The sequence below is a fragment of the Arthrobacter sp. StoSoilB20 genome (assembly GCF_019977295.1).
GTDB classification, from domain to species: Bacteria; Actinomycetota; Actinomycetes; order Actinomycetales; family Micrococcaceae; genus Arthrobacter; species Arthrobacter nicotinovorans_A.
The window spans coordinates 2670469-2695601 of record NZ_AP024651.1; the positions used below are offsets into that span (position 1 = coordinate 2670469).

General features: G+C 62.7%; 24 protein-coding genes. 5 read left to right on the forward strand and 19 right to left on the reverse strand.

Annotated features, from left to right (window positions below; translation table 11 throughout):
* Window positions 1-86 precede the first annotated feature (86 nt).
* The 4 genes from LDN85_RS12010 to LDN85_RS12025 are packed head-to-tail and all read left to right on the forward strand — an operon-like array spanning window position 87 to window position 4014.
* Complete coding sequence (locus tag LDN85_RS12010) at window positions 87-1049, forward strand: sugar-binding domain-containing protein (RefSeq protein WP_026540791.1); 963 nt, start codon at window positions 87-89, stop codon at window positions 1047-1049.
* Between the two features lie 34 nt (window positions 1050-1083).
* A complete protein-coding gene (locus LDN85_RS12015) occupies window positions 1084-1980 on the forward strand; it encodes an aldo/keto reductase (RefSeq protein WP_223943188.1) in 897 nt (298 codons plus the stop codon).
* Window positions 1981-1990: 10 nt separating this feature from the next.
* Window positions 1991-2935, forward strand: coding sequence for an alpha/beta hydrolase (locus tag LDN85_RS12020; RefSeq protein ID WP_223943189.1), 945 nt, complete (start codon window positions 1991-1993; stop codon window positions 2933-2935).
* Window positions 2932-4014 (forward strand): glycosyltransferase family 1 protein, encoded by a 1083-nt coding sequence (locus LDN85_RS12025; protein ID WP_223943190.1) that lies wholly within the window; start codon window positions 2932-2934, stop codon window positions 4012-4014. The genes LDN85_RS12020 and LDN85_RS12025 overlap by 4 nt, the downstream gene beginning before the upstream one ends.
* A gap of 9 nt (window positions 4015-4023) precedes the next feature.
* Here LDN85_RS12025 and LDN85_RS12030 read toward each other — a convergent pair whose 3' ends face one another.
* The 13 genes from LDN85_RS12030 to pyrR all read right to left on the reverse strand — a co-directional run bounded on the left by LDN85_RS12030 (window position 4024) and on the right by pyrR (window position 19107).
* Window positions 4024-6114 (reverse strand): primosomal protein N', encoded by a 2091-nt coding sequence (locus tag LDN85_RS12030; RefSeq protein WP_223943191.1) that lies wholly within the window; start codon window positions 6112-6114, stop codon window positions 4024-4026.
* 196 nt (window positions 6115-6310) lie between these two features.
* Window positions 6311-7540 carry a methionine adenosyltransferase gene (metK, locus tag LDN85_RS12035; protein WP_026540796.1) on the reverse strand — a complete coding sequence of 410 codons (1230 nt, stop codon included), beginning with the start codon at window positions 7538-7540 and terminating at the stop codon, window positions 6311-6313.
* Between the two features lie 76 nt (window positions 7541-7616).
* Window positions 7617-8867: a bifunctional phosphopantothenoylcysteine decarboxylase/phosphopantothenate--cysteine ligase CoaBC gene (coaBC, locus tag LDN85_RS12040; protein WP_223943192.1), complete on the reverse strand. Its 1251-nt coding sequence runs from the start codon at window positions 8865-8867 to the stop codon at window positions 7617-7619.
* A gap of 26 nt (window positions 8868-8893) precedes the next feature.
* Complete coding sequence (rpoZ, locus tag LDN85_RS12045; RefSeq protein ID WP_017197559.1) at window positions 8894-9154, reverse strand: DNA-directed RNA polymerase subunit omega; 261 nt, start codon at window positions 9152-9154, stop codon at window positions 8894-8896.
* 39 nt (window positions 9155-9193) lie between these two features.
* Window positions 9194-9766 carry a guanylate kinase gene (gene gmk / locus LDN85_RS12050; RefSeq protein WP_026540798.1) on the reverse strand — a complete coding sequence of 191 codons (573 nt, stop codon included), beginning with the start codon at window positions 9764-9766 and terminating at the stop codon, window positions 9194-9196.
* Window positions 9767-9787: 21 nt separating this feature from the next.
* Window positions 9788-10114 (reverse strand): integration host factor, actinobacterial type, encoded by a 327-nt coding sequence (mihF, locus tag LDN85_RS12055; RefSeq protein ID WP_024816819.1) that lies wholly within the window; start codon window positions 10112-10114, stop codon window positions 9788-9790.
* Window positions 10115-10272: 158 nt separating this feature from the next.
* Window positions 10273-11145, reverse strand: coding sequence for an orotidine-5'-phosphate decarboxylase (gene pyrF, locus LDN85_RS12060; RefSeq protein WP_223943193.1), 873 nt, complete (start codon window positions 11143-11145; stop codon window positions 10273-10275).
* Entirely contained in the window at window positions 11138-14446 is a 3309-nt protein-coding gene (gene carB / locus LDN85_RS12065; RefSeq protein ID WP_026540800.1) for a carbamoyl-phosphate synthase large subunit, read from the reverse strand. Before carB ends, pyrF begins: the two co-directional genes overlap by 8 nt.
* The gene (gene carA, locus LDN85_RS12070) at window positions 14446-15693 is read right to left on the reverse strand and encodes a glutamine-hydrolyzing carbamoyl-phosphate synthase small subunit (RefSeq protein WP_026540801.1); all 1248 of its coding nucleotides are present in this window, start codon (window positions 15691-15693) and stop codon (window positions 14446-14448) included. The genes carB and carA overlap by 1 nt, the downstream gene beginning before the upstream one ends.
* A complete protein-coding gene (locus tag LDN85_RS12075) occupies window positions 15674-16195 on the reverse strand; it encodes a hypothetical protein (protein ID WP_026540802.1) in 522 nt (173 codons plus the stop codon). The genes carA and LDN85_RS12075 overlap by 20 nt, the downstream gene beginning before the upstream one ends.
* Window positions 16188-17519 (reverse strand): dihydroorotase, encoded by a 1332-nt coding sequence (locus tag LDN85_RS12080; protein ID WP_026546879.1) that lies wholly within the window; start codon window positions 17517-17519, stop codon window positions 16188-16190. The genes LDN85_RS12075 and LDN85_RS12080 overlap by 8 nt, the downstream gene beginning before the upstream one ends.
* Window positions 17519-18526: an aspartate carbamoyltransferase catalytic subunit gene (locus LDN85_RS12085; protein WP_223943194.1), complete on the reverse strand. Its 1008-nt coding sequence runs from the start codon at window positions 18524-18526 to the stop codon at window positions 17519-17521. Before LDN85_RS12085 ends, LDN85_RS12080 begins: the two co-directional genes overlap by 1 nt.
* Entirely contained in the window at window positions 18523-19107 is a 585-nt protein-coding gene (gene pyrR / locus LDN85_RS12090; protein ID WP_026540805.1) for a bifunctional pyr operon transcriptional regulator/uracil phosphoribosyltransferase PyrR, read from the reverse strand. Before pyrR ends, LDN85_RS12085 begins: the two co-directional genes overlap by 4 nt.
* A 110-nt stretch (window positions 19108-19217) precedes the next feature.
* On the opposite strand from pyrR, the gene LDN85_RS12095 reads away from it, so the two are divergent.
* Complete coding sequence (locus LDN85_RS12095) at window positions 19218-20507, forward strand: PrsW family intramembrane metalloprotease (protein WP_223943195.1); 1290 nt, start codon at window positions 19218-19220, stop codon at window positions 20505-20507.
* Between the two features lie 123 nt (window positions 20508-20630).
* Here LDN85_RS12095 and nusB read toward each other — a convergent pair whose 3' ends face one another.
* The 6 genes from nusB to aroC form a co-directional block, all read right to left on the reverse strand.
* Complete coding sequence (gene nusB / locus LDN85_RS12100) at window positions 20631-21041, reverse strand: transcription antitermination factor NusB (RefSeq protein WP_026540807.1); 411 nt, start codon at window positions 21039-21041, stop codon at window positions 20631-20633.
* Complete coding sequence (gene efp / locus LDN85_RS12105; RefSeq protein ID WP_011774957.1) at window positions 21041-21604, reverse strand: elongation factor P; 564 nt, start codon at window positions 21602-21604, stop codon at window positions 21041-21043. The genes nusB and efp overlap by 1 nt, the downstream gene beginning before the upstream one ends.
* A gap of 153 nt (window positions 21605-21757) precedes the next feature.
* Window positions 21758-22279: a tetratricopeptide repeat protein gene (locus tag LDN85_RS12110; RefSeq protein WP_026540808.1), complete on the reverse strand. Its 522-nt coding sequence runs from the start codon at window positions 22277-22279 to the stop codon at window positions 21758-21760.
* Window positions 22276-23367 carry a 3-dehydroquinate synthase gene (gene aroB / locus LDN85_RS12115; protein WP_091551905.1) on the reverse strand — a complete coding sequence of 364 codons (1092 nt, stop codon included), beginning with the start codon at window positions 23365-23367 and terminating at the stop codon, window positions 22276-22278. The genes LDN85_RS12110 and aroB overlap by 4 nt, the downstream gene beginning before the upstream one ends.
* Window positions 23364-23915, reverse strand: a complete 552-nt coding sequence (locus tag LDN85_RS12120; RefSeq protein ID WP_035760767.1) for a shikimate kinase — start codon at window positions 23913-23915, stop codon at window positions 23364-23366. The genes aroB and LDN85_RS12120 overlap by 4 nt, the downstream gene beginning before the upstream one ends.
* 14 nt (window positions 23916-23929) lie before the next feature.
* On the reverse strand, window positions 23930-25129 hold the full coding sequence (aroC, locus tag LDN85_RS12125; RefSeq protein ID WP_026540811.1) for a chorismate synthase: 1200 nt from the start codon (window positions 25127-25129) through the stop codon (window positions 23930-23932).
* Window positions 25130-25133 lie beyond the last annotated feature (4 nt).

Below are 25133 nucleotides of genomic sequence, written 5' to 3' on the forward strand. Positions count from 1 at the left end.
ATCGCTGCTGCACCGTTCACCACTAATCTTGCGAAGGTGGAAAATGGAGTCAAGCTATTTGCACAAACGTGCAGGAAGGAAATGAGATGGCGCGATCACGTGACTCGGATGCGCTCCGGGCTGCACAGATGTATTACTTGCAGGATCTGACCATGGATGCCATTGCACGCGAACTGAGGACCTCCCGATCCACCGTCTCCCGGCTGCTGTCCTCCGCCCGCGAAACCGGCCTGGTGCAGGTCCAGATCAGGAGCCCCTTCGATACCGGACCCGAGCTGGAAAGCCAGATTCGGAACCAATATGGAGTCGATGTCCATGTGGTCCCGGTGCTTGACACCCTGAATGAAGCAGAGACCCTGGACCGCGTGGCCATGCAGGCTGCCCGCACAATTGGGCCATTGGTGGACTCGAACGCCATCATCGGAGTTGCGTGGGGCGCCACCCTCAGCGCGGTGAGCCGCCACCTCACCCGCAAGGTCACCCACGACAGCATTGTGGTCCAGCTCAACGGTGCCGGAAACATGCAAACCACCGGAATCACCTACGCCAGCGACATCATGCGGCGCTTCGGCAGCGCCTACGGCGCCCGGGTGGAGCAGTTCCCGGTTCCCGCATTCTTCGATCACGCCTCCACTAAGACGGCCATGTGGAATGAGCGCAGCGTTCAACGCATCCTTGATCTGCAGGCCCGCATGAGCATCGCGATCTTCGGCGTCGGTTCGGTGGATTCGGACTATCCCAGCCACGTCTATGCCGGCGGGTATCTTGATGAACACGATCTCACCGTCCTGGCCGCCGATGACGTGGTGGGGGACGTCGCCACAGTGTTTTTCCGAAGCGACGGGTCCTCGGACGGCATCACGCTGAACGCGAGGTCCACCGGGCCCAGCCACGACCAGTTGCGGCAGGTCCGGCGCCGCATCTGCGTCGTTTCAGGGGCCTCCAAAATCAATGGCCTCCAAGGCGCACTGGCCGCCGGGCTGGCCACTGACCTCATCCTGGACGAAGCCTCGGCACGGCGACTTGTCAGTTTCAACGGCCACTCCTGAAGCATTCGTGCAAGGAATGGGTAGAGTCGTTGCTATGAGATCCCCCTCCACGCCGGCATCGAACAGGCTGGCACTAAACAACGGCGTACAGATGGATCGCTTGGGATACGGCCTCTACAAAGTTCCCGCGAAGGACGCTGAAGCCTTGGTTGCCACGGCCTTGGGCGAGGGCTATCGCCGGTTCGATACCGCCGCAATGTACGGCAACGAAGTAGGAGTGGGCCGCGCCCTGGGAGGTGCCGTCGGCGATGCCGCGGAAGCCAACAGAGGTACCGGCGGCTCCGGCGAATCGGTACACGCGCTGGCCCGCGAAGATCTCTTCGTCACCACCAAGGTCTGGAACGATGACCAGGGCTACGATGCCACACTGCGGGCCTTTGATACCTCCATGGCAAACCTTGGCCTTGACTACGTGGACCTCTACCTCATCCACTGGCCGTGTGCCGGGCGGGGACTCTTCGTGGAAAGCTACAAAGCGATGGAAACCCTCTACAGGGAGGGTAAGGTGCGGGCCATTGGCGTCTCCAACTTCCAGCCCGGCCACCTTGAAGAACTGATGGGCAAGGCAGAAGTAGTCCCCGCAGTGAACCAGATCGAGCTGCACCCATGGTTGCAGCAAACCAGGCTGCGGACCCTCCACGAACAACTGGGCATCCGCACTGAGGCGTGGAGTCCCCTCGGCCGTGGACAGGTGTTGGCTGATCCGGCCATCATCGAGCTGGCCGAAAAGTACGGCAGGACCCCGGCGCAGGTTATTCTCCGCTGGCATCTCCAGATCGGGAACCTGGTGATTCCGAAAGCGAGTTCAGCCGGGCGCATCAAGGAAAACCTGGCCGTCTTCGATTTTGACTTGGACGCATCCGATATGGACGGCATCGCCGGCCTCGAGCGCCACCACCGAACCGGGTCACACCCGGACAACGTGAACTAGGAACAATTGCATGGCGAAAATGGACACCGCAAACTCCCCCGACGGGACGCAAGCAGCCGGCGCGTTCTTCAGCGCTGCCCTGCCAGGACGGACTGTGGCTTCAGAGGTGGACGTCGATGGCAGCAAGGTGGCGTTTTGGACCTACGAACCGGTCATTGTCACCCCTGAAACCCGCACCATCCTGGTGATTCACGGATTCCGTGGAGATCACCACGGATTGCTCCGTGTGGCGGACCAGCTCCCGGAAATGCGGATCATCATGCCGGACCTGCCCGCGTTCGGGAGCTCGGAGCCCTTCATCGAGGACGAACACAGCGTTGAGCGTTATGGGAAGTTCATCTCCGGTTTCATGGCCGCACTCGCCCTGGACAGCAAAACTGTCCTGCTGGGCCACTCCTTCGGATCAATCGTCACCAGCCACTTCACTGCCGCGAATCCCGGTACTGTCTACCCGCTGATCCTGATCAACCCCATTGCTGCGCCGGCATTGGAGGGGCCGAAGGGCATCATGACCAAACTAGCGGTGCTGTACTACCAAGCATCCGCCAAGTTTCCGGCCCGCCTCGGACTGGCGATTCTTCGCAACAGGGTGATCGTTCGCATCATGAGCATCACCATGGCCAAAACCAAGGACAAAGCCCTTCGCCGTTTCATCCATGGCCAACACGATGCCTACTTCAGTGCCTTCTCAGACAGGAAAAGCCTGCTTGAATCATTCAAGGCCTCCGTCTCCGGCAACGTGGCCGAGGTCGCGGAACAGCTCACTCTCCCCGTACTCCTTGTCGCCGGCGAAAAAGATGAGATCGCTACTCTTCCCAACCAGCACAAACTCATGAAGCGGCTCCCTGATGCAAAGCTGGAAGTGATTCCCGGCGTCGGGCATCTGATCCACTACGAAACGCCGGTTCCGGCGGCTGAAGCAATCCGCACCTTCCTGGAGGAACACCCCGCGTGAAAATTGTCATCGACGCACGTTTTACCCGAACGGACCACCACGATGGCATCAGCCGCTACGGTTCCAGCCTGATAGCGGCAACATCCAAAATAGCCGATGTCACCATGCTGATCAGCGACAAACGCCAACTGGCACTCCTGCCGGAAGTCCCCTATGTAATGGTCAACAGCCCTTTGTCGCCGCTGGAGCTGTTCGTGGCCCGTAAGGTCAATCCGTTGGGTGCCGATGTTGTTGTGTGCCCCATGCAGACCATGGGTACCCTTGGACGCCGCTACGGACTGGTCCTCACGCTCCATGACCTCATCTACTATGAACACCCGGCTCCCCCAGGCTTCCTCCCCGCACCGGTACGACTGCTGTGGAGGCTCTACCACAAGGCGTTCTGGCCCCAGCGGCTCCTGTTGAACCGGGCGGACATCGTGGCCACGATCAGCCGCACCACCGAAGCCCTCATGGCAAAGTACGCCTTGACCAAACGCCCGGTGCGGATTGTGGGAAATGCCCCCCAACCCGGACAGCAGCCCCGGGACCCCGAGGCCGGCGCCGACAAGGCACTGCTCTACATGGGCTCCTTCATGCCCTACAAGAACGTGGAAACCATGATCCGGGGCATGGCCGGACTGGAGGATTACACGCTGCACCTGCTCAGCCGGATCACCCCCGAACGGAAGGCTGAATTGGAGGCCATTGTTCCCGCGGGAGCCAAAGTCATCTTCCACAATGGCGTTACGGATGCCGAATACGACAAACTCCTTCTGCGGGCGACGGCGTTGATCAGCCTTTCACGCGCCGAAGGTTATGGTTTGCCGCTGGTGGAGTCCATGGCCTTGGGAACACCGGTCATCGCCAGCGACATCCCGATCTTCCGGGAAGTGGGTGGGGACGCCGTCAGCTACGTCGACCCCGAATCGCCCGAAGAATTCGCCGCCGCCGTGACAGCACTTGGCCATGACGGGTTGTGGCAGCGCCGGTCCCGGGCATCAGCCGCACGCGCGTCAGAATTCAACTGGGACGTATCGGCGCGGCAACTATTGGCCGCAGCCGAGGAAGTGGTGGCCCTGCGCCGGAGCCGGACGTAACCTCACAGGTCAGAGAACGTCTACGCCGTCGAGCCGCAATTGCACCGGACCGGACGTGCGCTTGGCGGCGTTGGCTGCCTTTAAGGCCCGCATGGCCCGGGTGGTTTCCGCGGCGTCGGCATATGGAATGAAGTACAGCGTCCTGACCTCGGCCTCGGCGGCAGCAGCTGGGGATTGGCTGCCGCTGAACAGCTGCACCGGGGCCGGCCCTGCACTGCGGAGCTTGGTTCCCGGGGAAGCGCCGGTGTCGAATGCTTCGGCAAAATGCGCGACGTCGGCCCTGGCACCGGTCACGGAGGCCACCCTGACAGCCGGTGGTAGCTGAAGTTCCTTACGCAGTGCCAATTCCCTGGAAGCGAAACCGGGCGCATCCCACCGCAGCAACGCCCCGGTGGCTGCTGTGTCATCAGCGGTGATGACCACAAGGCCTCCCTCACGGGCCGGCTTTACCAAGGCAGCGGCATTGAACCACCGCCGGACGGTGTCCTCGCCGGCCCTGAGGTTTTCCCTTCGGAGCAGCGAATTGCCATCCAGCAGCAAGGCGGCAGCATAGCCATGGGGTGCGATGGGTTCGGCGCCCACAGTTGCCACCACCAAGGCAGGGGCGTCGGGCACGGTTGCCTTGATGTGCTCACCGGAGGACGTCACCACAGCCTTGCCGGGGAAGGCGCGCCCCAGTTCCTCCGCAGTCCGCATGACACCCGTAGCTCCCTTCCGCAGCCGGGTTCCATTGCAGTGGGTGCACCGCCATTGGGGAGCCGGAGTGGAACACCACTTGCAAGCCGGTATTGCGGTGCCGCTGGATATTGCCAGTGGGCCCTGGCAGGCGTTGCAGCGTGCCAATTCGCGGCAGGTCTCACAGACCAGGGAGGGAGCGTATCCGGCCCTCGCTACCTGTACCAGGACCGGTCCGCGCTCCAAGGCCTCTTTTGCCGCACGCCAGGCAGCACCTGGCAAACGGGCGATCCTTGCCAGGGGATCGCGTTCCTGCTCAAAACTGTCAGCGGTGTTCAGGACCCGGGGAACTATGGATCGGGCAACCGTCCGGGGCGCTTCAATCGGCACCGCCCACTGCATTTCCACCAGCCGCTGGAGTTCGGTGCTGCGGCTGTGCGAGGCCATCAGGCACGCCGCGTTCGCCTGCTCGGCGCGCAGCAGCAGGACCTCCCGGGTGTGCGCGTAGGGAGCCCGTTGTTCAATGTGGAGGTCGTCGCCGTCGTCCCAGCAGACCACCAGCCCAAGATCCTGGACGGGTGCGTAGGCAGCCGAACGGGTTCCAACAGCAACACCGGCGGAGCCGCTCAAGAGCCGGAGAAAATTCCTGTACCGGGGCGTCTGGCCGTCATCGGCAGCCAGCCGCGCGATGTCGCTTGACGGCAGGACCTTGGCCAAGGCATTTTCCAGTTGTTCAAGGTCGCGGTAGTCGGGCACAACCACCACTGCGCCACGCCCCGAGGACCTGACAGTGGCCACGGCGGAGGCCACCAGGGCCGGCCAGCCACCTGGACCGAAACCCTGGAGTGCAGTGAGGACAGCCTTCGGTGAACCACCACCGGCCAGGTGTTGCAGATAGGACGGACCGTTGGAGTAGTTGGCCCAGGCCCGCGCATCGGTCAATGGCTTCAGCTCAGCGACCCCGGAAGCCAGTTCTCCTGCCAGCAGTTCCTTCTCCACTTTGGCAACGCGTGGCGGGATGGCGGTGCGCAGGACATCGCTCAGCGTTCCGGCGTATCGGGCAGCAACGGTACTGGCCAGTTCCGAGACCGCGGGCGTCAGTACAGCTACCGGTGAAACCACTTTGTGCAAAGTGCTGAGGGGCCCCGCAGCGTCCGAGTCTGCCCGCCGTTCCAGGATGTAGCCGTTGAGTTCCTGGCCGTTGAACTTGACCTTCACACGGACCCCCGGTGAAGCATCTTCGCTCAGCTCTGCTGGAACGCTGTAATCGAAGGGCCGGTCCAAGTGGGGCAATGACGACTCAAGGATCACCCTTGCCACAGGATTTTCCGCTGCAAGTGGCGGCCCGTTGACCGGTGCACGGTCCGGAAAACCCTGCAACAACGAGGGTTGAAGCAGCGAGGACTGGGCTTCGTGTCCTGCCATTGATTTCACCTCCCGCTCCTGGACGGAGTATTAACCCTGGATGCCCAATTAACCCTGGATGCCCAATTAACCCTGAATGCCCGCAGCGGGAATGACCCGCTGCGGGCATCTCTCTGGCACCAGCCAACCACAGGCCACTGACAAAACTGCAACATCCTGGATTGATGCGTCCGGCGACGGACGATCCTCCAAGGAATCAGGCGTTGAAGTATTCCTTCAAGTCCGCCACACGATCCAGCCGCTCCCAGGTAAAGTCCGGCTCCTCGCGACCGAAGTGCCCATGGGCTGCTGTCCTGGCGTAGATGGGCCGCTTCAGGTCGAGTGCATCGATGATCGCACGGGGACGCAGGTCAAAGAGTTCGTTGATCGCTTCGCTGATGCGTGCCGGATCCACGGTCTCCGTGCCGAAGGTTTCGACGTAGGTTCCCACCGGACGTGCTTGCCCGATGGCGTACGCGATCTGGATTTCGGCACGCTTGGCAAGTCCGGCTGCCACGACGTTCTTGGCAACCCATCGCATGGCATAGGCAGCTGAACGGTCAACCTTGGACGGATCCTTGCCGGAGAAAGCTCCGCCACCGTGGCGGGAGAACCCACCATAGGTGTCCACAATGATCTTGCGACCGGTGAGGCCGGCGTCGCCGACAGGGCCGCCAATGACGAACGCGCCGGCAGGGTTCAGGATGTTCGCCGTCCGCGAGAGATCCAGGTTTGATGCCGCCAGCACGGGCTCGATGACGTAGCTGGCGAGATCTGCCCGAAGCTGCTCCAGGCTGGCTTCCTCGGCGTGCTGGCTGGAGATGACCACGGTTTCAACCGAAACCGGACGGTCGCCGTCGTATCCTACGGTGACCTGCGTCTTCCCATCCGGGCGGAGGTACGCCAACTCGCCGTTCTTGCGGACTTCAGTCAGCCGCTCCGACAAACGGTGCGCAAGCCAGATGGGGGTGGGCATGTAGGAGGCCGTTTCATCACTGGCGTAGCCGAACATGATGCCCTGGTCCCCTGCGCCCTGGAGGTCGTAGTCGTCCTCCTGGCGGCCTTCACGGGCCTCCAGCGAATTGAAGACTCCACCGGCGATGTCGTTGGACTGTTGGCCAATGGATACCGAGACACCACAGCGCGCGCCGTCGAAGCCATTCGCCGATGAGTCATAACCGATACCAAGGATGGTCTCGCGGACAATCTGGGGAATCTCGACGTAAGCGTCAGTCGTGACTTCACCGGCCACATGCACCAAGCCCGTAGTGGCCATGGTTTCAACGGCCACACGGGACTCGGGATCGGCAGCCAGGAGCGCATCAAGGATGGCATCACTGATCTGGTCGCAGATTTTGTCCGGGTGCCCTTCGGTAACCGACTCTGAAGTGAAGAGCCGGAGCTTGGACGGGGTGCCATGGTGTTCATGGTGCAGCGGTAAAGTCACTCGACCACCTTACTGGGTTGCGGGACAGCGGTTTCTGCCGTGTGTCCCTTTGCTAAGAATCCGGGTGTGGGCTCGGTTACAACGCCGGGTAGACACGCGTGAGCTCGACGCCCACCCGATCAACCACAGCAGCGGCCACGTCAGCCTTGGAGCCGGCGACCGACTGCGGTTCGGCCCCGTGACCGGAGAGGACCACCACGGAATTGTCATCCTGGCCGAACACGCGGCCTATGCCCACCTGATTAACCACCAGGAGGTCGCAGCCTTTGCGCTTGAGTTTGGCCGTTGCGTGCTCCAGGACGTCGCCTTGGGCATCGCCGGTCTCAGCCGCGAAACCAACGATCAGCTGACGTCCGCCCTCGGCGTTCCGCCGCTCCACGAGCTCCTGCAGGATGTCCGGGTTGCGTACCAGCCGCACAACGGGCGCGTCCTCGCCGTCGACCTTTTTGATCTTGGTGTCCGAGACCTCTGCCGGACGGAAATCCGCTACGGCGGCAGCCATGATGACGACGTCGGAACCAACTGCCGCTTTCAATGCTGCCTCGCGCAGCTCCAAGGCTGATTCAACGCGGACAAGCTCGACGCCGGCAGGCGGCTCGACGTCCATATGCGCGGCAAGGAACCGAACCGTTGCACCGGCAGCCAAAGCAGCCGAAGCAAGGGCAGCTCCCTGCTTGCCGGAGGAACGGTTGCCCAGGAAGCGGACAGGGTCCAGCGCCTCCCGAGTGCCGCCGGCGGAGATCGTTACGGTCCGGCCAGCCAAGGGCAGCTCCGCCGAAGTCAACAAAGTCTCTGCGGCCGGGGCATCGACCAATGCCATGGCCGCAGCAAAAATTGCCTCGGGCTCCGGCAGGCGGCCAGGACCCGAGTCGGATCCCGTGAGACGGCCGGAAGCAGGCTCCAGGACTGTCACCCCACGGCGCCGCAATGTTTCGACGTTTCCCTGGGTAGCGGCATGCAGCCACATTTCCGTGTGCATCGCCGGGGCGAAAAGAACCGGCCCGTGTGCCATGAGCAGGGTGTTGGTGAGGAGGTCGCCCGCTTGTCCTGTTGCGGCTTTGGCAAGCAGGTCCGCTGTAGCGGGCGCAACCACGATCAGGTCGGCTTCATGGCCCAAACGCACATGGTTGACCTTCTCGACGTCATCGAAGACGCTGTTGCTCACGGGGTTCCCCGAGAGGGCTTCCCACGTGGCCACGCCAACAAACCGGGTGGCAGCTTCCGTGGGGATGACCGTGACCCTGTGGCCGGCTTCAGTAAAAAGCCGGAGGAGCGATGCAACCTTGTAGGCTGCTATCCCTCCCCCGACTCCGAGGACTATGCGCACGTGACCTCCGTCAACAGGCAGCCTGTTTATTCTGCGGGCTCGATCGGTGTGGACACCAAAAGGCCTTCGTTGATCTCGCGCAGGGCGATCGAGAGCGACTTCTCGTTCAGCTTGGTGTCAACCAGGGGGCCGACGTACTCGAAAAGGCCCTCGTGGAGCTGTGCGTAGTAGGCGTTGATCTGACGGGCGCGCTTGGCGCCGAAGATGACCAGGCCGTACTTGGAATCAGCAGCCTCAAGCAGCGAATCGATCGGCGGGTTGATGATGCCTTCAAGGTTCGTGGACACGAATTCTCCAAATTTTAGCGGGCCAACAAATGCAAGCGCTTAGCGCTGGTGCGGGGTAAGCCCCATGAGTGAAACAAGCTCGTCCGCTGCCCGGCGAACGTCGTCATTGATGACGGTGTGGTCAAACTCCGGTTCAGCAGCAAGTTCCAGTTTAGCGGTTTCCAGCCTGCGCTGCTGTTCCTCGGGAGTTTCCGTGCCGCGGCCCACCAGGCGGCGGACCATTTCGTCCCAGGTGGGCGGAGCCAGGAACACGAAATTGGCGTCCGGAACGGCCTCCTTGACCTGGCGCGCGCCTTGGAGGTCAATCTCCAGAAGGACCGACTTTCCTTCGGCAATTGCTGCGTTGACGGTGCTGCGAAGGGTCCCGTAGCGGTTCTGCCCGTGGACCACGGCCCACTCCAGCAGCTCACCATCGGCCACCAGGGAATCAAACTCCTCGGCGGATTTGAAGAAGTAGTGGACGCCATCCTGCTCACCCGGACGTGCAGCCCGCGTGGTTGCCGAGACGGAGAGCCAGACCTCTGGATAGTTGTCCCTGATGTAGGTGGAAACGGTTCCCTTGCCAACGGCAGTGGGGCCTGCAAGGACAGTCAGTCCGGGTTTCTTGCTCACGGATTCCTTCGGGGAGATGCGTCATACGCTTTGCTGGGTATCCATAAAATCTACCAGCGCCCGGGCCTGGTGAATTCCCAGGCCCCTGATGCGGCGGGACCCGGCGATGCCAATCTCCGCCATGATCCCCGCCGCCCGGACCGGACCGATGCCCGGCAGGGCCTCCAGGAGTTCCACCACACGCATGCGGGCGATCGCCTCGTCCGTAGTGCCGGAGGAGATCAACTCCGCGATACTCACCTCGCCGCGCTTAAGCCTTTCCTTGGCGGCGGCACGGACTGCCCTCGCCTTGGCCGCCTTCTCCAGCGCATCGGAACGCTCCTGTGGTGTCAGCTCTTTAAGGCCCACTGCCAAACCCCTGTCAGATCGCAATTGTGATCCAGATCACGCGGACTGATCCTGAACCTACCGGCAGGGGCGCTGTTGCGCAATGAGTTGAATCAACGCGGGGTCACTTATGGCCCTTTCAGGAGCCTGAAGGGGCCACAAGTGACCCCGCGTTGGCCTCAGGAGCGGAGATCCCTCAGGGTCGCTTCGGTGGCCGCACGCAGGCCTTCCACGGTGGGACCCGCGGCCAGGATGCCCCGGCTGGACGTAGCAAGGACCGTGGGATATGCGGCTCCGAACGTGGCTCGAAGGTCAGCAGGGGTGGCACCCTGGGCGCCAAGCCCGGGAGCCAGGATCGCCCCGCGGACCTGTCCAAGATCGATACCCAGGTCATCCAAGGCAGAGCCGATGGTTGCCCCCACTACCAGTCCAACCGAACCAAGGGCCCCGCTGTAACGCTGATTCTCGACGCCGGCCGCCAAGGCAATCCTGCGGGCAACTGACTCGCTTCCGCCAACATGCTGGACGGACTTCCCCTCAGTGTTGGACGTCAAAGCCAGGACGAACACTCCCCTGCCGTACTGCGCAGCAAGATCCAACGCAGGGCGCAATGACTCAAAGCCAAGGTAAGGGCTCAGTGTCACTGAGTCAGCGGCCAAGGATGAACCATCACGAAGCCAGGCATCGGCATACGCGGCCATGGTGGAACCAATATCCCCGCGCTTGGCGTCAGCGATACTGAGTACCCCTGCCTCCGCGGATGCAGCCAAGGTGCGTTCAAGGACCGCCATTCCGGCGGAACCGTGACGCTCATAGAGCGCCACTTGCGGCTTGACCGCGGCAGCGAGGGAAGACACCGCCTCCACCACCGTCAGCGAAAAACGCTCCAGCCCTGCGGCGTCGTCGTTCAATCCCCAGTCGGCCAACAGCTGCGGGTGCGGATCAATTCCGACGCAGAGCGGGCCACGGGAAGCCATGGCCGCAGCCAGCCGGGAGCCAAAGGACTCCCGGGCCGGCTGCTGACCCTGCTGGGGTGAAGCAGACTCAGGCATTGGCTGCTTCCATTGCTGCGGAGAGGTTGGCGGCATGCTCCTGCAGGCTGGTCACCGACCATTCGTAGGTCCGCAGTGCCTCGATGGCCTGCACCGCGGCGTTGAACTCAGCCACGGTGGTGATGCAGGGGATGCCGATGGACGTTGCTGCTGCCCGGAGTTCGTATCCATCGCTGCGGGCTTCGCCACCCGAGGGGGTGTTGAAGACCATGTCGATCTCACCGGCGATCACGAGGTCGGCAATGGTGCCCTCGCCCTCGGCGCTGCTGCCTTCGGCCACCTTGCGGACCGGAGTGGCCTGGATGCCGTTGCGGCGCAGGACATCAGCAGTGCCACCGGTGGAGACGATCTCGAAACCGAGGTCCGAGAGGCGCTTGACGCCCATGATGACCGAACGCTTGTCACGGTTGGCCACCGAAACGAAGATCTTGCCTTCGGTGGGCAGCGCGTTGTTCGCGGCAGCCTGGCTCTTGGCGAAAGCGGTATCGAAGTGCTTGTCGATGCCCATGACTTCACCGGTGGAACGCATTTCCGGGCCGAGGAGGGAGTCCACAACCTTGCCTTCGGGCGTACGGAAGCGGCTGAACGGCAGCACAGCTTCCTTCACGGCAACCGGTGCATCCAACGGCAAGGTGGAGCCGTCACCGGTTTCCGGCAGCATCTTGTAGGCGCCGCGGAGCTGGTTGATGGTCACGCCGGTGCCGATCAGGGCTGCCGCCTTGGCCATCTGCACACCCGTTGCCTTGGAGACGAAGGGGACCGTGCGGGAAGCACGCGGGTTGGCTTCGAGCACGTACAGGACGTCTGAGGCCAGCGCGAACTGGATGTTGATCAGGCCACGGACGCCCACGCCTTCGGCAATGGCCCGGGTTGCGGTGCGCACGCGCTCGATCACGTTGTTGCCCAGGGTGATCGGGGGAAGGACGCACGCGGAGTCGCCGGAGTGGATACCGGCTTCTTCGATGTGTTCCATGATGCCGCCGAGGTACATGTCAGTGCCGTCGAAGAGCGCGTCAACGTCGATTTCGACGGCGTCCTCGAGGAAGCGGTCGATCAGCACGGGGTGGTCCGGCGTGATTTCCGTGGCGTTGGCGATGTAGCGGGAAAGGTTGGCTTCGTCATAGACGATCTCCATGCCGCGGCCGCCCAGTACGTAGGACGGACGGACCAGGACCGGGTAGCCGATTTCATCGGCAATCTTCTTCGCGTCCTCGAAGGAAACGGCAGTGCCGTTCTTCGGGGAGGTCAATCCGGCCTCGTCCAATACGCGGGCGAACGCGCCGCGGTGCTCTGCGAGGTCGATGGCTTCGGGCGAAGTCCCGAGGATGGGGACGCCGGCGTCGGCGAGCTGCTGCGCCAGCTTCAGCGGAGTCTGGCCACCGAGCTGGACGAACACGCCCATGACGCCACCGGTGCGCTCTTCGGCGGCGATGACTTCAAGGACGTCCTCAAGGGTCAACGGCTCAAAGTAGAGGCGGGTGGAGACATCGTAGTCGGTGGAGACGGTCTCAGGGTTGCAGTTGACCATCACGGTCTCATAGCCGGCCTTGCGCAGCGCCATGGACGCATGGACGCAGGAGTAGTCAAACTCGATGCCCTGGCCGATGCGGTTCGGTCCCGAGCCCAGGATGATGACCGAGGGCTTGGCGTGCAGGCCTACTTCGTCTTCCTCGTCGTAGGAGGAGTAGTGGTACGGGGTGTAGGCAGCGAACTCAGCGGCGCAGGTATCCACGGTCTTGTAGACCGGACGAATGCCCAGGGCCTGGCGGACGCCGCGGACCACGGCCTCGTTGTTGTGCGTCAAGGCACCGATCTGCTCGTCGGAGAAACCGTGGCGTTTGGCGTTGCGCAGCATTTCCTCGGTCAGCACACCGGCCTTGCGGATTTCCTGGGCGGTCTCATTGAGCAACTGCAACTGGTCCAGGAACCAGGGATCGATCTTGGTTGCTTCGAAGACGTCCTCGATGCTCGCCCCGCCCAGCAATGCGCGCTGGACCTGGTGAAGGCGCTCAGTGGTGGGCCGCTTGGCCTTCTCCAGGAGCTCGGCCACTTCGTATTCAGGTACTGAACTGAAGTCCAGCTGCGAGCCCTTCTGTTCCAGGGAGCGCAGGGCCTTCTGCAGTGCCTCGGTGAAGTTGCGGCCCATCGCCATGGCTTCGCCAACAGACTTCATGGTGGTGGTCAGGGTGTTGTCGGCAGCCGGGAACTTCTCGAAGGCGAAGCGCGGAACCTTGACCACTACGTAGTCCAGGGTCGGCTCGAACGAAGCCGGGGTCTTCTGGGTGATGTCGTTGGGGATCTCATCCAGGGTGTAACCAAGGGACAGCTTGGTAGCGATCTTGGCGATGGCGAATCCCGTGGCCTTCGATGCCAGCGCGGACGACCGCGAAACACGCGGGTTCATTTCGATGACCACTACGCGGCCCGTAGCGGGGTCGATGGCAAACTGGATGTTGCAGCCGCCGGTGTCCACGCCGACTTCGCGGATGACGGCGATGGAAACATCGCGCAGCTTCTGGTACTCGCGGTCCGTGAGGGTCAGAGCCGGTGCAACAGTGATGGAGTCACCGGTGTGGACACCTACGGGATCGAAGTTCTCGATGGAGCAGACAACAACGACGTTGTCGTTCTTGTCGCGCATCATTTCCAGCTCGTATTCCTTCCAGCCAAGGATGCTCTCTTCGAGCAGGACCTCGGTGGTGGGGCTGTACTGGAGGCCCTGGCCGACGATGCGGCGGAGGTCGTCCTCGTTGTAAGCCAAGCCTGAGCCCAAGCCACCCATGGTGAAGGACGGGCGGACCACCATGGGGTAGCCAAGATCCTCGGCAGCAGCGAAGGCCTCATCCATGGTGTGGATGATGTGGCTGCGGGCAGACTCTGCACCACAACGCTCCACCACGCCCTTGAACTTCTCCCGGTCTTCGCCGAGCTCAATGGCGGCAATGTTGGCCCCGATGAGTTCCACGTTGTACTTCTCCAGTACGCCGTTCTTGTCCAACGCAATGGCGGTGTTCAAAGCGGTCTGGCCACCCAGGGTGGGCAGGATGGCGTCCGGACGCTCCTTGGCGATGATCTTCTCAACCACCTCGGGGGTGATGGGCTCCACGTAGGTGGCGTCGGCAAACTCGGGGTCCGTCATGATGGTGGCCGGGTTGGAGTTGACCAGGATGACCCGCAGGCCCTCCTCTTTCAGGACACGGAGTGCCTGGGTGCCGGAGTAGTCGAACTCAGCCGCCTGGCCGATGACAATGGGGCCGGATCCGATGACAAGGACGCTCTTGAGATCTGTACGCTTGGGCATTACTTCGTGTCCTCAGTCTTGGAGTCGGTGGAGGCCGCAGCTGTGGCCTTGGACTTGGTATCGGCCATGAGGTCGATGAAGCGGTCAAAGAGGTAGGCGGCATCGTGCGGGCCGGCAGCAGCCTCCGGGTGGTACTGGACGGAGAACGCGGGGATATCGAGGCAGGCGAGTCCTTCAACGACGTCGTCGTTCAATGACACGTGGCTGACCTCGACGCGTCCGAAGCGCTCTTCGGGGGCCACAGTGGAACCGTTCAGCGGCGCATCCACGGCGAAGCCGTGGTTCTGCGATGTGATTTCGACCTTCCCGGTCCGGCGGTCCATGACGGGCTGGTTGATGCCACGGTGCCCGTAGCGGAGCTTGTAGGTGCCAAAGCCCAGGGCGCGGCCCAGGATCTGGTTGCCGAAGCAGATGCCGAAGTACGGCAGCTTCTCATCCAGCACCGAGCGCAGCAGCGAGACCTGGTGGTCTGCCGTAGCCGGGTCCCCGGGTCCGTTGGACATGAAGAAACCGTCCGGCTTGACCGCGTTGACATCCTCCAGCGTGGACGTTGCAGGCAGGACGTGGACGCGCACTCCACGCTCTGCGAAGCGGACCGGAGTCATGGCCTTGATGCCAAGGTCAACAGCAGCGATGGAGAAGCGTGGCTCGCCTTCCCAGCCGTGGTCCTTTGGTTCCACAACGTAGGCCTCATCGATGGAGACTTCCTCAGCCAGCGCCGCACCTTCCATGGGCTCACTGGCCAGGACGGTCTCCAGCAGTTCCTTGTCAGTGGCCTGGGCCGCCTCGCCGGAGAAAATGCCTGCACGCATGGTCTTGTGCTCGCGGAGGTGGCGGGTGATGGCCCGGGTGTCGACGCCCTGGATGCCAACAATGCCCTGCTCTACCAGTTCATCGTCAAGGCTTCGCTCTGAGCGCCAGTTGGAGGGGCGGCGGGCGGCGTCCCGGACAATGTATCCGGCAACCCAGATGCGGCGGGATTCAGCGTCTTCGCTGTTGACGCCGGTGTTGCCGATGTGCGGCGCTGTCTGGACCACCAGCTGGCGCGCGTAGGAGGGGTCGGTGATGGTCTCCTGGTAGCCGGTCATGCCGGTGGCGAAGACGGCCTCACCGAGAGCGGTTCCCTGGGCTCCGTAGCTGCGGCCGCGGAACATGCGGCCGTCTTCGAGCACGAGTACTGCTGCTGAGGGGGTGGGTGTGGTGGCTGCTTTACTATCCGTCACTTTATTACTTTCCACTATCGGCATCTGCCTGAGGGGCTGCGGAGATCAATTCCTGGAGGGCTTCAAGGAGGAGCTTTTTGTCGGCTGCGTGCCGGGTCCGGAACCCGGTATCGAGTTCACGGCCGCCGAGTTTCCAACTGATGACCAGGAGTCCGTCTTTCTCGACGAACTTCCCTGCCATGCCGTTGGACTCCCGGCCGTCAGTCACTGCCTCGCGGGGTATGAAAACAGGGGCGGCACCGGAGCGGTCGAACAACACACCTTCGGCGTGGATGCTCAGTTCCGCATTCGTCCGGATACCCAGGCCTTGGACCGCGATACGGTCAAGCCAATCCCCCGCCGTGGTGGTGGCAACGTACTGGCCATCAGCGACGACGGTGGCCGGCGTCAGCTGCTCCGGCAGGACCGGAAGGCGTTCGACGTCGGACTGGCGCCTGAGCCTGTTCCGCCACCCCAGCCAGATCATCGCCAGGACGGCGAGGATCAGCGGCACCGTGATGAGCACGGTCAGTGTCTGGTTATCCATTAATGCTGCTGACTGCCGGGTACCGGTACGGCGTGTTGAGTTTGCCGTCAAGGACCGTGGGGTGGCCCTTGAAGAAGGTTGCCACCACGGATCCGGGCAGCTCCTTGCCCTTGAACGGTGAATTGCGGCCCATGGTTGCCATTTTATGGGGGTCGACCGTCCAACGCGCAGCCGGGTCCACCAGGATGACGTTGGCAGGTTCGCCAACCTCCAGCGGACGGCCTTGGTCAGCGACCCGCCCGATGACCGCAGGCGTGAACGAGGTGACCCTGGCGAAATCCGCCCAGGTCATCAAGCCGGTCTCGATCATGGTCTCCTGGACTACCGACAACGCAGTTTCGAGGCCGGTCATACCCATGGCCGCCTGCGCCCACTCGCATTCCTTGTGCTCGCTGGGGTGCGGGGCGTGGTCGGTTCCCACGACGTCGATGGTGCCGTCGGCCAGGCCCTCACGGAGCGCCTGGACATCAGCATCGGTTCGCAGCGGCGGATTGACCTTGTAGACGGGATCGTAGCTGCGGACCAGTTCATCGGTCAGGAGCAGGTGGTGGGGCGTCACTTCGGCCGTGACGTTGATCCCGCGCGCCTTGGCCCAGCGCACGATTTCGACTGATCCGGCGGTGGAGACATGGCAGACGTGGAGCCTGGAACCAACATGCTGGGCCAGCAGGACGTCACGGGCGATGATGCTTTCCTCGGCTACAGCCGGCCAGCCGGTCAGTCCAAGTACGGCAGAGACCGTGCCTTCGTTCATCTGTGCCCCGGCGGTCAGGCGCGGTTCCTGCGCGTGCTGGGCCACCACGCCGTCGAACGCCTTTACGTACTCCAGCGCGCGGCGCATGAGGACGGGATCGTGAACGCAGATTCCGTCATCGGAGAACATGCGGACCTGCGCGCGGGAATCGGCCATGGCGCCAAGCTCGGCAAGTTGCTCACCGGCCAACCCCACCGTGACTGCACCAACGGGGCGCACATCCACCCAGCCCGATGCACGGCCCAGGCTGTGGACCTGTTCCACGACTCCGGCGGTGTCCGCCACGGGGTTGCTGTTGGCCATCGCGTGGACAGCCGTGAATCCGCCCAAAGCCGCGGCCCGGGTACCGGTTTCCACCGTTTCGGCGTCTTCGCGGCCCGGCTCGCGCAGGTGGGTGTGCACGTCAACCATGCCGGGCAGCGCAACGAGTCCGGCGGCGTCGATGACAGTGGCACCTTCAGCAGCGAGGTCCTTGCCGCGTGCTTCGATGACGCCGTCGCGGATCAGCAGGTCCTCAGCTTCGCCGCCGAGGATGGCGGCACCACGAATCAGGTAGGTGTTCTCGGCCATCAGTTGGTCTCCTTGCTGGACTGGCTTACGTTCTGGGCTGCTTCCCGGGAGTCTCCTGAGAGCAGCAGGTACAGGGCGGCCATGCGGACCGAGACACCGTTGCGGACTTGGGCAAGCACAGTGGAGCGCGGTGAATCAGCAGCTGCCGAAGAAATCTCCAGGCCGCGGTTCATGGGACCGGGGTGCATGATGATGGTGTCCTTCATGCCCAGGTCATCCAGGGCACGGAGCCTGGCGTCGTCGAATCCCCAGCGGCGGGAGTACTCACGGGTCGAGGGGAAGAACGAGGCGTTCATCCGCTCACCCTGGACGCGGAGCATCATCATGGCGTCGATACCCGCTTCCAGAGTCTGGTCCAGGTTGTAGCTGACCTTGCAAGGCCAGTGCTCGACGCCGATGGGCAGCAGCGTAGGTGGCGCCACCAGAGTGACCTCGGCGCCAAGGGTTTTCAACAACCAGACGTTGGACCGGGCAACACGGGAGTGGAGTACATCGCCGGCAATCGCAACGCGCATGCCCGACAGGTCCGCCCCCGTTGACTCGATGCCGTTGATCCTGGACCAGTGCCGGCGCATGGTGAAAGCGTCCAGCAGGGCCTGGGTGGGGTGCTCGTGGGTGCCGTCACCGGCATTGATCACAGCAGCGTCAATCCAGTCCGTGGCAGCAAGCCGGTGCGGGGCGCCGGACGCCCAGTGACGAATGACAACGGCGTCCGCACCCATGGCGGCCAGGGTCTGTGCGGTGTCCTTGAGGGATTCCCCCTTGGACACCGAGGACCCTTTGGCGGCGAAGTTGATGACGTCGGCGGAAAGTCGCTTGGCGGCAGCCTCGAACGAGATCCGCGTCCGGGTGGAGTCTTCGAAGAAGAGGTTCACTACTGTCCGGCCACGCAGGGCAGGCAGCTTTTTCACTTCACGCTCGCCCACGGCAGACATTTCTTCTGCCGTGTCCAAGACGCGGATGGCGTCGAAAGCGCTGAGGTTTTCAGTGGAAAGAAGGTGCTTCACTTCCCCGCCTCGATAACTACTTCATTGACGGGAACGCCGTCAACGGAGTCGATTTCCTCCAGGTGGACACGGACTTTCTCCGAGGAAGAGGTGGGCAGGTTCTTGCCGACGTGGTCCGCGCGGATGGGGAGCTCACGGTGGCCCCGGTCCACCAGCACGGCCAAGCGGACAATCCGGGGACGGCCAAGGTCCACCAAAGCATCCAGTGCTGCCCGGATGGTGCGGCCCGAGTACAGGACGTCGTCGATCAGGACAACTACTTTGTTGTCGATCCCTGACAACGGCAAGCGGGTGTGGCGCGGAGGCCGGGTGGGCTGGTGCGAGAGATCGTCACGGAACATGGTGACATCGAGCTGACCCACGATCGTTTCAGCATTGACCGTCGGGTCAGCTGCTGCGATTTTGTGGGCAAGGCGGACCGCCAGGGGATAGCCGCGGCTGGGAATGCCTAAAAGAACCAGGTCCTGGGAGCCCTTGTTGGCTTCGAGGATCTCGTGGGCGATACGAGTGAGCGCACGATCAATGTCCGCCTGATTGAGTACAACCCTGGACGGCACATGCGCTGAAGTGACTTCAGTCATCGCTCGTCTCCCCTTTCCCCGCCTCACGGGACGGAATTAAAAAAGGAATATGTGCTTTTCCAAGCTACCACAGCACCTCTTTGCCACCTCACCGGCGGGGAAAGCGACGGGTGAGTTTAAGCTCACACTCCATGCCGTGGAATAGGCTTTTGCCCATGACCATGAACCACCACGGGCAACCCGGCGGGCAACAATATCCACGGCCTTACCTGGAACCCGGGGCCAACCCTACGTGGATCGGACGGGTACAGCCGGGAAATTACCAGCCCGCACCAGGCAATCCCGCCACGCTCCCCCGGCAAACCTGGGCCGGCCCGCCGGCCCAGCGAAGCCGCACGGGCACACTCCCCTTGCTGATTGTCGGTGGAATCCTGGTCCTCGCCAGCTTGATACTGGTGTTGCCGTTCCTGCTGGGAAACACCGGTGTCACCGGCTTCGTCATCGGATTCATTGCGTCCCTGGTTCCGCTGACCGTGGTGCTGCTGACCGTTCGCCTGATCGACCGCTGGGAGCCCGAGCCAAAACGACTCCTCTGGTTCGCCTTTACCTGGGGCGCCGCAGTGTCCATCGCCGGGACACTGCTGATCCAACCCCTCTTCGCCCTGGCCGCGCCGACCAGCAGCGAAGAAGCTTTTACCTACTTCATGGCAACAGTCCAAGCACCCATCGTCGAAGAATTCACCAAGTCACTGGGATTGCTGGTGCTGATCCTGGCCGCCCGGAAGTACTTTGACGGCCCGGTGGACGGGGTGGTGTTCGCCTTCACCATTGCCGCCGGTTTCGCCTTCACCGAAAACATCCTCTACTTCGGACGCGAAATTGCCTCCTCCACCGACCCGGGGACTGACCTCGTCCGCATCTTCATCCTTCGTGGCGTCATGTCGCCTTTCGCCCATGCCGTCTTCACCGGAACCACCGGCCTGATCATGGGTTTCGCGGCACGCCGCTGGCACACCGGCTACGCCGTCCTGGCATTCTTCATCGGTTTGCTCCCTGCCATGTTCCTGCACAACCGCTGGAACAGCATGGGCCAGAACTTCCTGGTGGAATACTTCGTTGTCCAGGTCCCGATCTTCCTGGTTGCAGTTGTGGGCATCATCCTGCTCCGGCTCGCCGAAGGAAAGCTCACCCGGCAGCGGCTCCTTGAGTACGCCCGCGCAGGCTGGCTCACACCGGCAGAGGTGGAGATGCTGGCCACCTCCCGGGGCAGGCGGCAGGCTGTCCGTTGGGCATCCACGCGCGGCCGCAGGGATGCGATGAAGTCCTTCATCAAAGGGGCTACGGCTTTGGCCTTTACCCGCCAACGGATACTCAGCGGGCGGGACGTCCACCTTCACCAGCAGGACGAACTTGACCATCTCCGAAGTATTCCGGGCCTGCGGGCCGCGGTTCTCCAGTAGGGGCAATGGCGCAAATGGCGCAAATAGGCCAAATAGGCCAAATCGGGCAAATCGGGCAAAAAGGAACCCGCCCCACAGTTTCCTGTGAGGCGGGTTCCTTGTACGTTCAGGCCGGGCCTGCGCCTATGCCAAAAGTGATGGTTTGAGCTTCTGGAGCCGGCCCAGGAGTCCATTGATGAACGCCGGGGAGTCATCCGTGGACATCGTCTTGGCGAGGGCTACCGCTTCGCTGACGGCTACGCCGTCGGGAACCTCGTCATTGTAGAGAAGTTCCCACGCGCCGATCCGGAGGATGATGCGGTCTACCGACGGCATCCGTTCCAGGGTCCAGCCCTGGGCATAAGTCTCCAGGAACTCATCAATGGTTGCCTGCATGGCCACAACGCCCTCAACGATTTCCACCGTATAGGGGTTGATGACCAGGTCGGTCTTCTCCCGCCGCGCCCTCATGGCGTCGAAAGCCGAAACGGAGCGCTGCTCCGCTTCGAAGAGTACTTCAAGAGCCCTGCTACGGGCTTTACCGCGTGCGCTCACTAGTCGTTGACCCGGCCCAGGTAGCTGCCATCGCGGGTGTCGACCTTGACCTTGGTGCCCTGCTCAACGAACAGCGGAACCTGGATCTCGTAGCCGGTTTCGACGGTGGCCGGCTTGGTGCCTGCCGAGGAGCGGTCGCCCTGGAGGCCGGGCTCGGTGTAGGTGATTTCGAGGACCACGCTCGGGGGCAGTTCGATGTACAACGGGGTGCCCTCATGGATGGCAATGTTGACCATCTGGTTTTCGAGCATGAAGTTGGTGGCGTCGCCCACTGTGGCACCGGAGACGGTGATCTGGTCGTAGTCCTGGGTGTCCATGAAAACGAAGTCTTCGCCATCCTGGTACAGGTACTGGTAGTCGCGGCGGTCGACCGTAGCGGTTTCAATCTTCAGGCCGGCGTTGAAGGTCTTGTCGACCACCTTGCCGGACATGACGTTGCGCATCTTGGTGCGCACAAACGCGCCGCCCTTGCCAGGCTTGACGTGCTGGAACTCAATGATGTTCCAGAGCTGGCCCTCGAGCTTCAGTACGGTCCCGTTCTTGATGTCGTTTGTGGTTGCCACTCGTATCCTCTGGTTATCGCACTGGTTCTAGCTGCCAGCTATCTATGCCAAGCAGGCGTACCAATCGGCCCGCCAGCGCGTATTTATCAAAAATCCAAGAACCATTCTACCGGCAAATGAGCCAAAGGCTTGCGGGGACTGTCCTCAGGGGTATCAGGAAGCGAGTTCCAGTACGTTCCGGGCCCGCTGCAGGGCAACGGCAGAGGAGTAGATCAACGCCGCATCGGCGGCCATGGCGACACGGAGGTCCAAAGCCTTGGCAAACTCCTCGGATGCAGCCAAAGCGTTCCCGCTGACAAAGTAGGCCCGACCCAAGTACTGGTGGACGATCGCTTCCTTCGAGCTGCCCTGGACATCCTGCAGCAGATGCCGGAACAGCTGGATGGCCCTGTCCAGCCGATTGGTGGCGCGGTGGACTTCAGCTTCAAAAATCCTGAGCCGGAACGACTCGGGATCCTTGTACCGTGCCTCTGCCAGCAGTTCTGCTGCTTCGTTGGCGTGGTTTTCCAGCAGCAGGGCCATGATGCGATCAGCGGGATCCTCCGACGCTGCAAGCGCCGTCTCCATGACTTCCTCGTTGACGATGACCGGAAGGAGGGTATCGGGATTGGTCCGGACACCCGGGAAGCCCGCTGTTGGCCAATCGCTGACGCCTTCCCTCACGTCGACACTCATGACGCGATCTCCTGGTAGGCGGCAAACAGGAGGGAGGTATCGGGGACGTCCAGGATGCCCGGCTTGGCCACACCGTCAAGGACAACAAACCGCAGGAGGTCGCCACGGGACTTCTTATCCCGGCGCATGCCGTCCAGCAACCCCTGCCAGCGGTCACGCCGGTAGGTGATCGGCAGGCCGAGGCTTTCCAGGATGGTGCGGTGGCGGTCTGCGTCGGCATCGGACAACCGCCCAACGCTGCGCGACAATTCTGCGGCAAACATCATGCCCACCGAAACGGCCGCGCCGTGCCGCCATGAGTAGCGCTCCACCAGTTCAATGGCATGTCCCAGGGTATGGCCATAGTTCAGGATCTCACGGAGCCCGGATTCTTTCAGGTCCTGCGAAACGACATCGGCCTTGACAGTGATGGCCCGCTCGATCAATTCGCGGACAACGTCCGACGCTGGGTCCATCACGGCGTCAGTGTTCTTCTCGATCAGATCCAGGATGGTGGGGTCGGCAATGAAACCGCACTTGATGACCTCGGCCATGCCGGAAATGAGCTCATTCCTGGGCAGGGTCTGAAGGGTGTCCAGATCAGCCAAAACGGCTGCCGGCGGGTGGAAGGAACCTACGAGGTTCTTCCCTTCGGCGGTGTTGATTCCGGTCTTTCCGCCCACTGAAGCATCGACCATGCCCAACAGGCTGGTGGGCATGTGGATGACCTTGACGCCCCGCAGCCAGGTGGCCGCCACAAAGCCTGCAAGGTCAGTTACCGCGCCGCCACCGACCGCCACGATGGCGTCCGAACGTGTGAAGTCGTTCTGGCCAAGGACCTGCCAGCAGAATGCGGCCACCTGGATGTGCTTGCCTTCTTCGGCATCCGGAATTTCGGCCGTCAGCGCGGTGAAGCCGGCTGTTTCAAGCTCATCGCGGACCGTATCGCCCGTCAGGCGGAGGGCACGGGGATGGATGACCAGGACACGCCTGACACGCTCCCCAAGCTTCTCCGGAAGGTTCGCCAGAAGGCCACGCCCCACTACGACGTCGTAGTTTTCAATGGCGGAACCGCCGGTCACCTTGATGACAGTTGCTTCGTTGCTCACTTTTCAACTTCCTCTTTCAAGGCTGCATGCTGGCGCAGCCGCTCCTCCAGTTGGAGGCCGATTTCCGCCACGGATCCTGACCGGACGTCCATGACGATGTCCGCGAGGCGCTCATAAACAGGACGCCTCGTAGCAAACAACGCTTCCCACCGGGTCATGGCATCGCCTTTGAGCAGCGGCCTGCCGGTGTTCCGCGCAATCCTGTCGGCAACCGTTTCTGCGTCGCACTCGAGGTAGACCACCGTGCAATCCCCCAGCAACTGCTGGGTTCCGGAGTCAAGCACCGCTCCCCCGCCCAGGGAAATGATGGCGGGCTGGACCTTGGCATGCTCGATGGATTTCGCCACGGCCCGGGCTTCGATCTCGCGGAAGGCGTGCTCTCCGCGTCCTGCAAAAATATCTGCGATGCTGCCATGGGCAGCCACCACCACAGCGTCGGTGTCCACGAACGGGAGCCCCAACTGCTGGGCCAACTGCTGGCCAATGGCTGATTTGCCGACGGCCATTGGCCCCACCAGGACAACGGGACGGTCACGAAGTCCGTCCATGATGAGGCGGACCACTACCGGCCGACCGAGTCCAGGGTGGCCGGGATGCTCTCAAGGTAGCTCTGGAGGTTTCGCTGGGTCTCAGCTACGGAGTCGCCACCGAACTTCTCGGCAACGGCCTCGGCCAGGACCAGGGCAACCATCGCTTCGGCCACAACACCGGCCGCTGGCACCGCACATACATCCGAACGCTGGTGGTGGGCCTTTGCGGGCTCACCAGTACTGACGTCAATGGTCCGCAGGGCACGGGGAACGGTGGCGATTGGCTTCATGGCCGCACGGACGCGGAGGACCTCGCCGATGCTCATGCCACCTTCGATGCCACCAGCGCGGTTGGTCTGCCGAACGATCTTGCCTGCCTCATCCTTGAGGATCTCGTCATGGGCTGCCGAGCCGCGGCGGGCAGCAGTGAGGAAGCCGTCGCCAACTTCCACACCCTTGATGGCCTGGATGCCCATCAATGCAGCTGCCAGGCGGGAATCAAGGCGGCGGTCCCAGTGGACGTAGCTGCCAAGTCCCGGCGGAAGTCCATAGGCCAGGACCTCAACGACGCCGCCGAGGGTTTCGCCTTCCTTGTGGGCCGCATCCACTTCAGCAACCATGGCATCGGAGGTTTCACGGTCGAAGCAGCGCAGGGGGTCCGCGTCGAGAGCCAGGACGTCCTGGGGCAGGGGCAAGGGACGCCCCTCGGGAACAGTCACACTGGCAATGGAAACGGTGTGGCTGACCAACTCCACACCCAACTGCTTCAGGAACTGAGCAGCCACGGTTCCAAGTGCCACACGCGTGGCGGTCTCCCGTGCACTGGCGCGCTCAAGGACAGGACGGGCTTCGTCAAAGCCGTATTTCTGCATGCCGGTGAAATCTGCGTGGCCCGGCCGTGGACGGGTCAGCGGGGCATTGCGCGCCTGGTCGGCGAGGACCTCGGGATCCACGGGGTCAGCAGACATGATCTGCTCCCACTTGGGCCACTCTGTATTGCCAACCTGAATGGCCACGGGTCCGCCCTGGGTGAGGCCGTGCCGGACACCACCCATGATGGTGACCTCATCCTGCTCGAACTTCATGCGGGCACCGCGTCCGTAGCCCAGACGACGACGCGCCAGCGCATCGCGGATCTGCGCGCTGGTGAGCTCAACACCGGCGGGCACGCCTTCAATAATTCCGATCAGGGCCGGACCATGGGATTCACCGGCAGTCAACCAACGCAACATATAA